Origin of the sequence: Vibrio stylophorae (genome assembly GCF_921293875.1) — a bacterium.
Lineage (GTDB): Bacteria > Pseudomonadota > Gammaproteobacteria > Enterobacterales > Vibrionaceae > Vibrio_A > Vibrio_A stylophorae.
The window spans coordinates 2015158-2027633 of sequence record NZ_CAKLDI010000001.1 but is presented as its reverse complement, the minus strand read 5'-3'; the positions used below and the strand labels follow the sequence as shown (position 1 = coordinate 2027633).

The following is a 12476-nucleotide window of genomic DNA, read 5'->3' as shown; positions in this document are numbered from 1 at the left end:
AAATCAGTTATGAATTGCTCGCCTCAGTGCCCAGAAGCCACTCACGAGCCTGCGCGCGATCGGTAAAGCTTTTTACCTCACCGGCGGTAAACCACTGGCTCACTTTCGCCGCAAGGGTTTGCCATTGGTGGTGACCAACGAGCGCGATCTTCTGAAATTGTTTGCCATGTTTTTGGCCGATTTGATAGTCATCCCACGCCGCTTGTAGCGTCCAGCCACGAAGCTCGCTGATATCAACCAAAAATAGGGCATGATCATCATGTGAACGCTCAAATGCAAAGTTCAGAAGTGGCGTAAAATATTGGTAATCCTCATGGGTGAGGGTGCCTTTAGCGGTCAATTCAAAGAGCCATTGATCCTGTTCTTGATGAAGACCAAGGGTGAGTCCGTGAGGTTGGTATGTATGGGTCATGATGCTGCCTTTGATATGCAAATTATCAATGACATCAAGGTAGCACTGTGAAGTGAGATTACCAGTGAGCCGCCATAAAAAAACGCAGCCAGGGGCTGCGTATTTTAGTTGCCAGTATCGAGCTTTTAGGCCGGGCGAGGTCAATCAAAGTAAATGACAGTTGGCCTACCACTCATTAGCCGATAAATACATGGTCGATAACGACATGCCGATAACGACTTGGTCTATAAGTAATGGGCTTATAGGTAGTTAGCGTCTACCAACTCACCGGTAGTTACTTGGCTCACTTCAGCGCGTGCTTCAAGCCATGCAGCAACTTGGTCGCGCTGTGCTTGGGTGGCTGAGCCATAACGTTCAGTCGAGCAGATGAAGCCATCAAATACTTCAAAACCACCGCCTGCAAAGCAAAGGTCAATGCTTTCTAGAAAATCGATAAAATCGTCGATAAACACATCATACTGGTCAAAATCAGCAACTGAGGTGTGGCAAACAATCTCAAAGCCTTGGATGGCGAATTCGCCCATGTAAAGCTTTTTGCGAATACGGCGTTTTTTGTTGTCAATACGAGTAAGATTCATAGCGTTTCTCTTTATATTGGCGCCATCAGTGTGGCTGAACCTTTTGAGTTTATACACCCTTGTCGATATTTTCTAAAGGATTGATTGCAAATTGTAATCTACCCATCGCCCAGTCAAAAAACAGCATTTGTTCGTAAAATGACCAATCAATTCAAGTTGTTGCAGTATTTTGCAAAAGACCCACATATACTATGTGATTGATTTTATATCAAAACACCTCAACCAAACTAAAACAACGCGCAGGACGCAAACCTGCGTCAAGATGAGTAGAGCAGCTATGACCGATGACATTGGCGTATTTGATCGCAGAAGTACAAGTAACCCTATTATTAGTGGTCACCTTTATAACCTATTGATTGGCCTTACCCTGAGCTGGGGATTTTTGGTGAACTGGTGGATGGTCGCCAATATTTCGCCCTATACAATTGCCAGTGTGAATCCTTGGGTCTTTTTTATCGGCTATTTTGCTTCCTGTTTCACTGGTGTGATGCTGTTTGGTATGTCAGATAAGCCATGGGTGAGTTTTATTGGTTACAACCTTGTGGTGGTGCCATTTGGTTTCATTATTAACCTAGTGGTGAGCCAATACGATCCAAGCTTAGTGATGCAAGCGATTCAAGTGACCGCCATGGTGACGGGTATCATGATGGTTCTGGGCACCCTGTTCCCCGCATTTTTCCAAGGCATTGCCCGCACCTTGAGTATTGCGCTGCTGGTGGTGATTGTGGTTGAACTGGTGATGATCTTCTTCTTTAAGCAAGACCCCGAAATTATTGATTGGATTGTGGTGCTGATTTTCTGTGGTTATATCGGTGTCGATTGGGGACGTGCCAATATGATTCCGAAAACCGTAGACAATGCCATTGATAGCGCCGCTGCGCTCTATATGGACATCATCAACCTGTTCCTCCGTATTTTGCGTATTATGGGTCGTCGTAACTAAGCGCTGACTGCATTTGCACAGATATAAAAAAACCGCCTGAAAGGGCGGTTTTTTTATATCGATAAGCGGGGATTCCCCATCGAGGGCTATATGCGAAGGAGCACTCACATCGAATTACTTAAAATAATCGTTATCCTGATCGTCTGGATCGCGGACTCGAATTTCAAATTGACTCGATAGCTTGTATTGATGAATCGCAGCCATGACTCGATCAGATTTCACAACACTAGCAAATAATCGAAAGAGATCATCATCGGATATGACGCTTTGTGCATCGATGCCTAAAAAGTCATAAATGACGGCATTCAGCGCTTCACTTTCATGACCATCAAAATCTTGATTAAAGGAAAAGAATTGCCAATCGGGCGTATAGTATTCGCTGTCGGGCGCTGCTTTTTCTTCACAGGCATCCTCACCCGTCACCAAAAAGTTAATCAGCAATTGCCCGTCGTGCCATGGATATAACTCAAAATCGAGAATTCTAATTTCGTGGTCAGCAAAGAAAGGTAATTGTGCGGTGAAGTAGTTGGCGAGCTCAATGCCTAGTGATGTTTTAAATTGTTCTACATCTTTCATATTACACCTAAGCTATTTGATTATAAATCACATATTTAACAATCACTTATAGCTAGCATAATGCATCAAAATCACTTAGCAGTAAAATGAACGGGGCAAAAAAGAGAACTTGGCATCAGTCAGTGAACTGTTTTGCGCTATTTTTGTTCAAAGCAGTCCAAGTGAGCGCAGCATCTTCTCAAAGGAAACCGCTCTTTTCACATCATCCAAAGTCACCTCGTACCAACTCTTAGCGTTAAAATTGAATTCAAGTGAAGGGATAGATGTGTTGATTTTGATCTGTGTCTGATAGCCCAAACAAACGCAGGATCGCGCATAGGTGATCCAGATTTGTTCAGCGTCAACAGTCAGCGGTGGCGGGCTCCAAATCGGTGGTTTTTCGCGATGGATGTGATAGGTCACTTGCAAAGTATCTAAGGCTTTTAAAAGCGCGGCGCCATCAACAAATGTAAGCTCACCTAGCAGCGCAAAACCATCATTGCATTGACCCCCTTGCGGATATTTCAGCCGAAAAAGTTGGCACTCGCTTATGGCAAGGCGAAAGGCGTCGCTTTGGTATAAATCCGTGGGGAGTATCATTGGTGAGCTTCCATGTGTAGGTGCTGGTTTCTCGAATTTAAACGCTAAATTAAGGCGTTAACAAGGCTAGCCGCTTTACCCATTGTGACATAATCTCTGAACTCAAAGTAAGCTGAGAATGGCAAGCGTTAGGAATCAGTCTGCAATGCTTTGCGATGTGATTTTTGTTGAATACGGAAACGCCCAAAGTTATTAGCTTTGGGCGTTTCTTCTGGCAAACTGGTTACGACAAACCGAGCTTTAAAGTGTCATATGCAGAATTGGAAAAGGTTTTCCCAGATCATCAAGTGGTGAGCGAGAAATAACTTGAAAACCCATATGCTCGTAGAAGCCGACTGCTTTTGGGTTTTGCTCGTTTACATCGACTTTGGTTGCGCCTAACTGCTCTATTGCATATTGCAGTAGTACCTTACCAATACCTTGTCCTCTTGCCTCGTTTAAGATGAACAGCATTTCAATCTTTGCGTCGTTAATACCCACAAAACCTAAAATTGAACCACTGTCATTTTTCACACATCTTAAGGTGACAGCAGGAAAAGCCTGCTCAATGATAATGGGTTTAAAAAACTCAATATCTTCTTCTGTAATGAAGTCATGAGTTGCTCGGACTGAGTTTTCCCAAACACGCAGCATTTCTGCGTAATTTTCAGGAAGCACATTTTCTACAATCATCGTATTTTCTCTAAAGTTGACTGGAATTCATGTGCAGCCGCGAGGGCGTATTTTAGCTGTTTTATGTTGAAAGAGTCTATCAATCACATCACAGTGCATTAGGCGTCAGGTCGGCTTTTCGCTACCGACGTTTCTTTGATTGACCGCGAAACTGTTGCGAGATCAGCCATGTTTGAGCAGGCGAAATTGTATTGGCCGGTTATCTCTGAATATTGAATTGCTAAATAAGTGGCTTCGATGAATTGCTTATCGAAGGCCCTGGCCTAACAGGTCTCATGACTCAATAGGTGATTGAGCGCGGGGGATAGCTGGGGATGGTGAAAGTGAAAGCCGCTTTGCTCTAAGCGTTTGGGGTAGATGCGTTGGCTATCAAGCACGAGGCTTGAGGCTTCGCCCAGCGCTAGTTTCATGGTCCATGCAGGGGTGCGAAAAATCAGCGGGCGATGCATCGCTTGTGCAAGGGCGGCGCTAAATTCCAAGTTGGTGACCGGATTGGGCGCGGTGAGGTTGTATACCCCGTGGCACGCGTCATGATTGAGTAGATACAAAATGGCGCGGGTCATATCTTCAATATGAATCCATGAGAGAAACTGCTCGCCGCGACCAATGGGCCCGCCTAAGCCAAGTTTAAAGACGGGCAGTAGCTTTTTCAGCATGCCCGCTTTTGCGCCTAAAACGACGCCAGTGCGAAGCAGGCAAACGCGGGTGACGCCTTCAAGAGAGAGCGCAATACGCTCCCATTCGGCGCATACATCATGGGTAAATCCGGGGTGAAAATCATGCCAGCTTTCATCAATTTTTCGGCATGCTTGGTCGCCATAAATACCAATGGCAGAGCCACTTAAAAACACCTTGGGTGGCTGGGTGGACATTTTAAATAGGGTGACCAGCTCACGGGTCATTTTCCATCGGCTTTGGCAAATTTTGCGTTTTTGCGCCTTGGTCCAGCGTTTATCGACAATGGGCTCGCCGGCAAGATTGATGACGGCATCAAAATCGTTGAGATGGCGCAGCGCTTCAAGACTGGAGATGATTTGAATGTTGTCGCCCAAAAGTTCGTTGGCGCGGGTCGGATTACGGCTGACCACAGTGAGGTGTGCTTGATTGAGATAGCGGCTTAAATGCTTGCCGATAAATCCAGTTCCACCTGTCAGTAACACGCGCATCGGGACATCCTTATTGAGCGAAAAGTTGTTATCTCTAGCCTAAGAAGCTAGACCTGATTTGGCAATGGGTAAAGGGTAGCAATGCTGCGACCCCAGCCGTAAAATAGCGGCTTTTCCCATCCATGATACAGGATAGGCTGATGAAACTATTTTTTGCGTCCGATCTGCACGGTTGTTTGGCCAGTACTCAAACCATGCTCAATGCTTTTGAACAAAGCGGCGCTGAGCATTTAATTTTACTTGGTGATTTGCTGAATCACGGCCCTCGTAATGCGGTGCCTGCGCATTATGCACCGGCGCAAGTGGCGGAATTACTCAACACCTATGCTGACCGAATTATTGCGCTGCGTGGCAATTGCGATAGCGAAGTAGACCAAATGTTGCTGCACTTTCCCATGATGGGCGATCACCACTGGGTATTGCTGCCAGAGGGGCGTCGGCTCTTTTTGACCCATGGCCATTTGTATCATGCTGATAAACGCCCGCCGATGCGCGCTGGCGATGCTTTGGTGCATGGTCATACTCATATTCCCGTGGCTCAGTATCAGGGCGAGCAATTTATCTTTAACCCCGGCTCGACCACGATCCCGAAGGGCGGTTATGCGCCAAGTTATGGGTTGTATCAAGATGGCCAATTTACAGTGATGAGTTTTGCTGGCGATACCATTGTCAGTGGCGCGCTCTAAATTGTGCATGCAAAAGTCGTGATAAAAAAACGCAGCCAAGGCTGCGTTTTTTTGTGGCCGTTATTTGGGCTCGAATCCATTGGCTTGAATCCATTGGTGAGTATTAGACTGGCGTGCGATCGCTATGGCCTAGGTCGCGATCAGGGGCGATAAGATCGCGCACGCGCTGTTTCAGCACTTTGGCTTCAGGAAAGCCGCCATCTCTTTTGCGCTCCCAAATGGAGATGCCATTGCAGAAAATCTCAAAGTAGCCACCCGTGTCAGGATGTAAGCTGACGCAATGAAGCTCTTCACTAAAGCTGTGTAGCAGCTCTTGGCTGAGCCAAGTGGCGCGCAGCATCCAATTACATTGACGGCAGTAGTAGATATCGATAGTCGCTTTGTTGCGATCTTGCTGGGGGTGTTGATCCGTCATATCCATTCCTTTGTCGCTTATTTGGGGGGCTGTATTGCTAGCTTGCACTTAAAGCCCGAGTAGGAGTTTGGCACCAATGAATAGGGTGAGGGTGACAAAACAGCGCTTAATGAGTTTGTTGCTATGGGTGGTCGCTAAGTGTGCGCCGGCATAGCCGCCAATAAAGGAGCCGAGCAGTAAAATCGCCAGCCATGGCCAGTAGATGGGGGCATTGAGATAGACCAAGGTGAGGCCGCCAATACCGTTCCAACACAGGCCGACACTGACCAGCGTAATTGCCACCGCTTGCTGATAAGCAAAACCAAACCAGTGAATGAGAAAGAGGGTGACAAAAAGCCCAGTGCCCGCAGTCAGCGAGCCGTTGAGAATGCCAATACTGGCAAGGCCAAGTCCGCCCATGATTAGTCCAAAAGGGTTCCGGTGTTTGGGTGCGGGCGTCATACCGAGATCTTTTTTCAGCAAGGAGTAACAGCCGAGCGAAAAAATCAGTGCGCCCAATGCGCGGGTGGCGATCTCACTGGGTACAAATAAAATCACCTTAGCGCCAATGATCACCCCAAGTGTGCCTGCAACCGTGACATAAAGGGTAATGGGCCAATCAATGGTACCGGCACGATAATGCTTGAGCGTCGCGCCAATACCAAGCGCCACACTGGCTACTTTGTGGGTGGCAAGCGCTGTTGAAAAGGGCAGTCCTAACAGCAGCAATAGGGGAAATTGAACAAGGCCCGCACCGCCGCCAGAAAGAGAAGAGAGTAAATTGGCGAGGATCGCGCCAAGCAATAACAGGCCAAGGGCCAACCATTCAGACATTTGTATCATCCATGAACAACAGAATTCAAACTGCGCCTCTTGCGCTAGGGGTTACCCTATCACAGCCAATAGTGACTGAATATGGGAATTGTGCACGCTGAGCATTGCCATGATGTGTGCTGAAAATAAAAAAAGCCGCTCAAGTGAGCGGCTTTTTCAACAGATAGGGTCTGTCTTAAGCGTTTTGTTGATCCGCTTGGATCGCAGTCAATGCGATGGTGTAGACGATATCGTCAACCAAAGCACCACGAGACAAGTCGTTCACAGGCTTACGCATGCCTTGCAGCATTGGACCGATTGATACGAGATCAGCCGAGCGTTGTACTGCTTTGTATGTGGTATTACCGGTGTTTAGATCTGGGAATACGAATACAGTAGCTTTACCAGCAACAGGAGAGTTTGGTGCTTTAGAAGCAGCAACGTTTTCCATGATTGCAGCGTCGTACTGAAGTGGACCGTCGATGATCAAATCAGGACGTTTCTCTTGAGCGATACGTGTAGCTTCACGTACTTTATCAACGTCTGCACCCTTACCTGACTCACCAGTTGAGTAAGAGATCATCGCAACGCGTGGTTCGATACCAAAGGCAGCCGCAGAATCAGCAGATTGGATTGCAATCTCAGCCAATTGGCCTGCATCTGGATCTGGGTTGATCGCACAGTCACCGTAAACCAGTACTTGATCAGGCAGTAGCATGAAGAAGACTGAAGATACGATTGACGCGCTTGGTGCTGTTTTGATGATTTGGAATGGTGGAACGATGGTGTTTGCAGTGGTATGCACAGCACCTGAAACCAAGCCATCAACTTCATCATTTTCAAGCATCATGGTGCCAAGGAATACTGAGTCTTGTAGTTTCTCGCGAGCCACGACTTCAGTCATACCTTTCGCGCCACGTAGCTCAACCAAACGAGCCACATAGTTCTCACGAACTGAATCAGCATCGATGATGGTTACGCCAGCGCCAAGCTCAACGCCTTGTTGCGCTGCAACACGTTTGATCTCTTCTGGGTTACCCAAAAGCACACATTCCGCAATACCGCGCTCAGCACAGATTGCAGCCGCTTTCACGGTACGTGGCTCATCACCTTCTGGTAGCACGATGCGCTTGTTCGCGCGGCGTGCAAATTCGGTCAACTGGTAACGGAATGCTGGTGGGCTTAGGCGAGCTGAACGTACAGCGCCTTCAAGCATAGACTCAACCCATTGTGCATCGATATGGCTTGCAACGTGATCGTATACGAACTCGATGCGCTCTTTATCGTCTGCTGGTACTTCTAGGTTGAAGCTTTGCAGTGCCAAAGAGGTCTGCCAAGTGTTGCCAGGTGCGCTGAATACAGGCAAACCAGTGGCAAATGCATCTTTACAAAGATCAAGGATTTGCTGTGGAATTTCGTAGCCGCCAGTCAGCAGGATGGCACCGATTTTCACACCGTTCATCGCTGCAAGACATGCTGCAACGATCACGTCTGGACGGTCTGCAGAAGTCACAAGCAGTGAGTCTGGACGGAAGTGTTCAACCATGTTTGGAATAGAGCGTGCACAGAAAGTGATGCTCTTAATACGGCGCGTTTCAAGTTCACCTTTGTTCACGATTTCTGCGTGAAGGTGAGACGCAAGATCAGCAGCGCGAGTCGCGATGAGATCGATGCTCCAAGGCACACAACCCAAAATACGAACAGGGCTGTTGCTTAGAAGTTGAGGCATTTCCGCGTTTGCCACTTTGGCCATATCTGCATCATCAAAGATTTCAGATAGGTCTGGGCGAGTTTGGCCTGCGTCATCAACAGGTGCGTTTAGCTTGTTGACGATCACGCCAGAAATTTGTTTGTTTTTCAAACCGCCGAAGTTTGAACATGCAAGCTCAATGCGCTCTTGAAGCATGGCAGGGCTATCGGTGCCAGGTACGGCAACGAACACGATTTCTGCATCAAGGGTTTTGGCGATTTCGAAGTTAATTTCGTTAGCAAAGGTATGTTTACGCGTTGGCACCAAACCTTCGATCAGCGCAACTTCGCTGTCTTTGGTTGATTCTTTGAAACGCGCAACAATGTTCTCAAGAAGAACATCAACTTGGTCGTTACGAATAAGCTCACGAGCTTCAGCCATTGGGAATGATTCAGCAACGGTAAGGTTGCTGCTAGCGCGCACGATAGAAGACGTCAGGTCAGGTTGAGTACCACCTTGGCGAGATTGCGCGATTGGCTTGAAGAATGAAACACGAACGCCTTTGCGTTCCATGGCACGGAGCACACCCAAACTCACACTGGTTAAACCAACACCAGCGCCGATTGGGACAAGCATAATAGTACGGGACACTCTAGTTTCCTCTTTAACATGGTAAGGCCGAGGCGCACAACCGACGGCGACCTATGCCTATAAAAGAGCGGCTGACCTAAGTCAGCCGCCCCATCTGTGCTTACACTTAAACTGCTAGACGAGCAGTATCTTGTGCAATCACGAGTTCTTCATTGGTTGATACAACCATCGCAGGTACGCGACTGTTATCAGTGGTGATCACGCCTTCACCGCCGAAACGAGCTTTTAGGTTCGCTTCGCTGTCTACTTCTACACCCAAGATTGCAAGACGGTTCAATACCATCTCACGGATTGGTGCAGAGTTTTCACCGATACCACCGGTGAATACGATCGCATCCAAGCGACCTTCAAGAGATGCAGTGTAGCCTGCAACATATTTTGCTAGGCGGTGGCAGAATACGTCCATTGCGCGTTTTGCTTCTTCTTTAGTTTCGTAGTTATCTTCAACGAAACGACAGTCAGAAGTCACCTCAGTTAGACCTTGCAGACCAGACTCTTTGGTCAGCATGTTGTTGATTTGCTCAACACTATACCCCAAGGTGTCATGAAGGTGGAAGATGATTGCAGGATCGATATCACCACAACGGGTACCCATCACCAAACCTTCAAGTGGGGTAAGACCCATTGAAGTGTCTACAGATTGACCATTTTTGATCGCACATACAGACGCACCGTTACCTAGGTGACAGTTGATGATGTTCAATTCGTTTTCAGCTTTACCTAGACGTGCCGCAGTTTCGCGGGTGATGTATAGGTGAGAAGTACCGTGCATGCCGTAACGACGGATTGCATGATCTTTGTAAAGCTTGTATGGCAGTGCGTATAGGTACGCTTCTTCAGGCATGGTTTGGTGGAACGCGGTGTCAAATACAGCAACGTTCGCAAGGCCTGGGAATGCAGCTTGTGCTGCTTTGATGCCGATGATGTGTGCAGGGTTATGAAGTGGTGCAAGTGTTGCACAGTCTTCAATACCTTTTAGGACAACATCGTCAATCAGAACTGACTTGGTAAATTTCTCACCGCCGTGAACCACGCGGTGACCAACAGACATGATGTTTTGACCTAGTTCAGGTTTAGAAGCAAGAATGGTGTCAACGATGAAAGCCAATGCTTCTGCATGGGCTGCGCCATCGCCTAGTTGTGCTTCATGCTTACCATCTAGTTTCCACTTGATGCGTGCTTCAGGTAGGTGAAGGCATTCAGCAAGACCAGACAGGTGCTCATCCCCGTTTTGAGCATCGACGACTGCGAACTTCAGAGAAGAACTACCGCAGTTAAGAACGAGAACTAACTTCGACATAAGTGTTGACCTATTATCTCTTTAATTTATAGAAAGTAGTGTTATTGGCTAGCGACCTATGGCATAACAACACCAGTTCATCGCTAAGCGTAGTCAAGAAAGTGAGCTATCCGCAGACGCGGGTGAATTCGTTTCACTGCTGGCTTCCCTGCTCCTTGAGGGCTTCAAAAATGCAAGCTTTAAAGCAATATCAAGGAGGCGCGTAGGATAACGGTTAGTGTGTAAGATAACAAAAATTATTTGAAAAAAGGTTAATGTGCGTCAAGTTTACCGCAACAAAATTTGATGATTTACAAGAATTTTTGAATGAAAAGTAAGCCTTTTTTCGAATAATATTTCGCCAATATAACGTATTTTTTGATTATCTTTTGTACGACGCAAATTTCTATAGTCAAGGCCTTTTCGACTAGGCTTAATGAGTAACGATTCATTGATAATTTGTGACGTTAACTTGCCAATTTCGTTTATATTGGATGATTCAGTGTGAAAGGGGGAGATCCAATGCAGCAAGGTGGTTTTCTCAAGCGATTTGGTCAAGGTCAACGCTATATGAACCTATGGCCACAGCGAAAAGAGCTTAATCCAATGTTTCCGGAAGGGCGGGTGATTCGTGCCACGCAGTTTGCGTTGCGTGTGACACCAGCCATTGCCGTGATTGGCGTGCTATTACAAATGGTGCTCACCAACCAACCGGGTTTACCTCAGGCTGTGGTTACGGGACTATTTGCCCTGAGCCTACCATTGCAAGGGTTATGGTGGCTTGGCAGTCGCAGCCAAACCATGCTGCCACCCGGACTGGCTGCTTGGTATCGCGAGCTGCATCAAACCATTACCCAAGAGGGTATTGCTGTTGAGCCGCTCAAAGCTGAGCCCCGCTATCAAGAGCTGGCGCAGATTTTATCGCGCGCTTTTAAAAAGCTGGATAAACATGATTTAGAGCGCTGGTTTTAATCGCCCGTTTTATATCGATTTCACAATATTCAAAAAGCGCGGACTCATAGAGCCCGCGCTTTTTGTTTGTGTCTTGGTATTGGTATTGGGTCATCGTAAGTGGCTTACGTGAACCAATGGCTACTCAGAGATGGCGCTACAAAAACTCACATCGGCGACGCCTGTTTGCGGATCCATACTGTGGTATAGCTCAAAACAGGGGCGGCTTTCGTCACAGCTCAATTTTTGCGCCACGATCTCGCCAATTAACTGTTGCCAGCCTTCGGCATATTGAGCGTGCGCTTCCACTTGCTGTCGATGGGTGGCATAACGACCGCCCATAAAATCACATACCTCGATGCCAGCTTCTGTTGCTGGTTTTTCACTCAGTAAAATGCAGACATCGGTGCGACAGCGTTCCGATGGCGTGACCTCTGGATTATCGTGGTAGATAAATAGCCAAGGTGCTTGCATCAGATTGTGTCGCTGTGCATAGCCATAAAGCTGATTGCAGACCGGCTCATACCCTTGCCCATAGGGACCCGTGATTCGAATAAATGCTAAATAACCTGCGGGAAATGTTTCGATTTTCATCTTTGTACTCCGAAATGAGGATTGACGCCAATCAGCATAGTCCTTTGTACTGTGCCCTGCGTGTCCGGCCTTGCGCAATTGGTGTCCAATCTTGCTGCGCCGCATCATTTCCGTAAATGTTTCCATTTGGTCGCAGTGGCGCATTTGACTCGGCGAAATACCAAAGCGTAGACGAAACGCTTTGGCCAAACTTTGGCTGCTAGAAAATCCAACGTTGAGTGCCACTTCTGTGACCGACTGTTTTTGGTAAAAGAGCTGATGCGCTGCCGCTTCTAAGCGCAAGCGGCGCAAATATTCATTGAGTGGCTCACCGGTTACCGCTTTAAAAATGCGATGAAAATGAAAGGGAGATAGATTGGCCATGGCGGCAATTTCATCCAATGAGCGCAGATCGCAAAAGTGTTGCTCTAAATATCGAATGACGGGACGTAGGCGCTGATGGTAATCCGTAACCATGATAAATCTCCTTGAATATCTTGCTCGATTCTAAGG

Annotated in this window: 14 protein-coding genes; 3 read left to right on the top strand and 11 right to left on the bottom strand. The window is 47.3% G+C overall.

Annotated features, from left to right (window positions below; translation table 11 throughout):
• Nucleotides 1–7 precede the first annotated feature (7 nt).
• The gene (locus tag L9P36_RS09290) at nucleotides 8–412 is read right to left on the bottom strand and encodes a SpoIIAA family protein (RefSeq protein WP_237466418.1); all 405 of its coding nucleotides are present in this window, start codon (nucleotides 410–412) and stop codon (nucleotides 8–10) included.
• Between the two features lie 239 nt (nucleotides 413–651).
• Nucleotides 652–990, bottom strand: a complete 339-nt coding sequence (locus tag L9P36_RS09285; RefSeq protein ID WP_237466417.1) for a YggL 50S ribosome-binding family protein — start codon at nucleotides 988–990, stop codon at nucleotides 652–654.
• Between the two features lie 277 nt (nucleotides 991–1267).
• Between L9P36_RS09285 and L9P36_RS09280 the strand changes: the two genes are divergently transcribed.
• Nucleotides 1268–1933, top strand: coding sequence for a Bax inhibitor-1 family protein (locus L9P36_RS09280; RefSeq protein ID WP_237466416.1), 666 nt, complete (start codon nucleotides 1268–1270; stop codon nucleotides 1931–1933).
• A 114-nt stretch (nucleotides 1934–2047) separates the two neighbouring features.
• Here the strand turns inward: L9P36_RS09280 and L9P36_RS09275 are convergent, their stop codons facing one another.
• From L9P36_RS09275 to L9P36_RS09260, 4 genes are all read right to left on the bottom strand, one after another.
• Nucleotides 2048–2509: a hypothetical protein gene (locus L9P36_RS09275; protein WP_237466415.1), complete on the bottom strand. Its 462-nt coding sequence runs from the start codon at nucleotides 2507–2509 to the stop codon at nucleotides 2048–2050.
• A gap of 147 nt (nucleotides 2510–2656) precedes the next feature.
• Entirely contained in the window at nucleotides 2657–3088 is a 432-nt protein-coding gene (locus tag L9P36_RS09270; RefSeq protein ID WP_237466414.1) for an RNA-binding protein, read from the bottom strand.
• Between the two features lie 240 nt (nucleotides 3089–3328).
• A complete protein-coding gene (locus L9P36_RS09265; protein ID WP_237466413.1) occupies nucleotides 3329–3760 on the bottom strand; it encodes a GNAT family N-acetyltransferase in 432 nt (143 codons plus the stop codon).
• 263 nt (nucleotides 3761–4023) lie between these two features.
• Nucleotides 4024–4926, bottom strand: a complete 903-nt coding sequence (locus L9P36_RS09260; protein WP_237466412.1) for a TIGR01777 family oxidoreductase — start codon at nucleotides 4924–4926, stop codon at nucleotides 4024–4026.
• Between the two features lie 140 nt (nucleotides 4927–5066).
• On the opposite strand from L9P36_RS09260, the gene yfcE reads away from it, so the two are divergent.
• Complete coding sequence (gene yfcE, locus L9P36_RS09255) at nucleotides 5067–5612, top strand: phosphodiesterase (RefSeq protein WP_237466411.1); 546 nt, start codon at nucleotides 5067–5069, stop codon at nucleotides 5610–5612.
• 103 nt (nucleotides 5613–5715) lie between these two features.
• Here yfcE and L9P36_RS09250 read toward each other — a convergent pair whose 3' ends face one another.
• The 4 genes from L9P36_RS09250 to L9P36_RS09235 form a co-directional block, all read right to left on the bottom strand.
• Nucleotides 5716–6027, bottom strand: coding sequence for an Rdx family protein (locus L9P36_RS09250; RefSeq protein ID WP_237466410.1), 312 nt, complete (start codon nucleotides 6025–6027; stop codon nucleotides 5716–5718).
• Nucleotides 6028–6075: 48 nt separating this feature from the next.
• Nucleotides 6076–6840 carry a sulfite exporter TauE/SafE family protein gene (locus L9P36_RS09245; protein ID WP_237466409.1) on the bottom strand — a complete coding sequence of 255 codons (765 nt, stop codon included), beginning with the start codon at nucleotides 6838–6840 and terminating at the stop codon, nucleotides 6076–6078.
• 175 nt (nucleotides 6841–7015) lie between these two features.
• Nucleotides 7016–9160: a phosphate acetyltransferase gene (pta, locus tag L9P36_RS09240; protein ID WP_237466408.1), complete on the bottom strand. Its 2145-nt coding sequence runs from the start codon at nucleotides 9158–9160 to the stop codon at nucleotides 7016–7018.
• Between the two features lie 106 nt (nucleotides 9161–9266).
• Nucleotides 9267–10460 carry an acetate kinase gene (locus L9P36_RS09235; RefSeq protein WP_237466407.1) on the bottom strand — a complete coding sequence of 398 codons (1194 nt, stop codon included), beginning with the start codon at nucleotides 10458–10460 and terminating at the stop codon, nucleotides 9267–9269.
• Between the two features lie 501 nt (nucleotides 10461–10961).
• Between L9P36_RS09235 and yfbV the strand changes: the two genes are divergently transcribed.
• Nucleotides 10962–11411: a terminus macrodomain insulation protein YfbV gene (gene yfbV, locus L9P36_RS09230; RefSeq protein ID WP_237467902.1), complete on the top strand. Its 450-nt coding sequence runs from the start codon at nucleotides 10962–10964 to the stop codon at nucleotides 11409–11411.
• A gap of 120 nt (nucleotides 11412–11531) precedes the next feature.
• Here yfbV and L9P36_RS09225 read toward each other — a convergent pair whose 3' ends face one another.
• Nucleotides 11532–12440: an AraC family transcriptional regulator gene (locus tag L9P36_RS09225; protein WP_237466406.1), complete on the bottom strand. Its 909-nt coding sequence runs from the start codon at nucleotides 12438–12440 to the stop codon at nucleotides 11532–11534.
• Between the last annotated feature and the right edge of the window lie 36 nt (nucleotides 12441–12476).

Bases quoted from the DNA above. Each gene is read 5' to 3' on its own strand.
- L9P36_RS09270 (WP_237466414.1), bottom strand. From the start codon at position 3,088: ATGATACTCCCCACGGATTTATACCAAAGCGACGCCTTTCGCCTTGCC.
- L9P36_RS09245 (WP_237466409.1), bottom strand. From the start codon at position 6,840: ATGTCTGAATGGTTGGCCCTTGGCCTGTTATTGCTTGGCGCGATCCTC.
- yfcE (WP_237466411.1), top strand. From the start codon at position 5,067: ATGAAACTATTTTTTGCGTCCGATCTGCACGGTTGTTTGGCCAGTACT.
- L9P36_RS09290 (WP_237466418.1), bottom strand. From the start codon at position 412: ATGACCCATACATACCAACCTCACGGACTCACCCTTGGTCTTCATCAA.
- L9P36_RS09285 (WP_237466417.1), bottom strand. From the start codon at position 990: ATGAATCTTACTCGTATTGACAACAAAAAACGCCGTATTCGCAAAAAG.
- L9P36_RS09280 (WP_237466416.1), top strand. From the start codon at position 1,268: ATGACCGATGACATTGGCGTATTTGATCGCAGAAGTACAAGTAACCCT.
- L9P36_RS09235 (WP_237466407.1), bottom strand. From the start codon at position 10,460: ATGTCGAAGTTAGTTCTCGTTCTTAACTGCGGTAGTTCTTCTCTGAAG.
- L9P36_RS09265 (WP_237466413.1), bottom strand. From the start codon at position 3,760: ATGATTGTAGAAAATGTGCTTCCTGAAAATTACGCAGAAATGCTGCGT.
- L9P36_RS09225 (WP_237466406.1), bottom strand. From the start codon at position 12,440: ATGGTTACGGATTACCATCAGCGCCTACGTCCCGTCATTCGATATTTA.
- L9P36_RS09260 (WP_237466412.1), bottom strand. From the start codon at position 4,926: ATGCGCGTGTTACTGACAGGTGGAACTGGATTTATCGGCAAGCATTTA.
- L9P36_RS09250 (WP_237466410.1), bottom strand. From the start codon at position 6,027: ATGACGGATCAACACCCCCAGCAAGATCGCAACAAAGCGACTATCGAT.
- yfbV (WP_237467902.1), top strand. From the start codon at position 10,962: ATGCAGCAAGGTGGTTTTCTCAAGCGATTTGGTCAAGGTCAACGCTAT.
- L9P36_RS09275 (WP_237466415.1), bottom strand. From the start codon at position 2,509: ATGAAAGATGTAGAACAATTTAAAACATCACTAGGCATTGAGCTCGCC.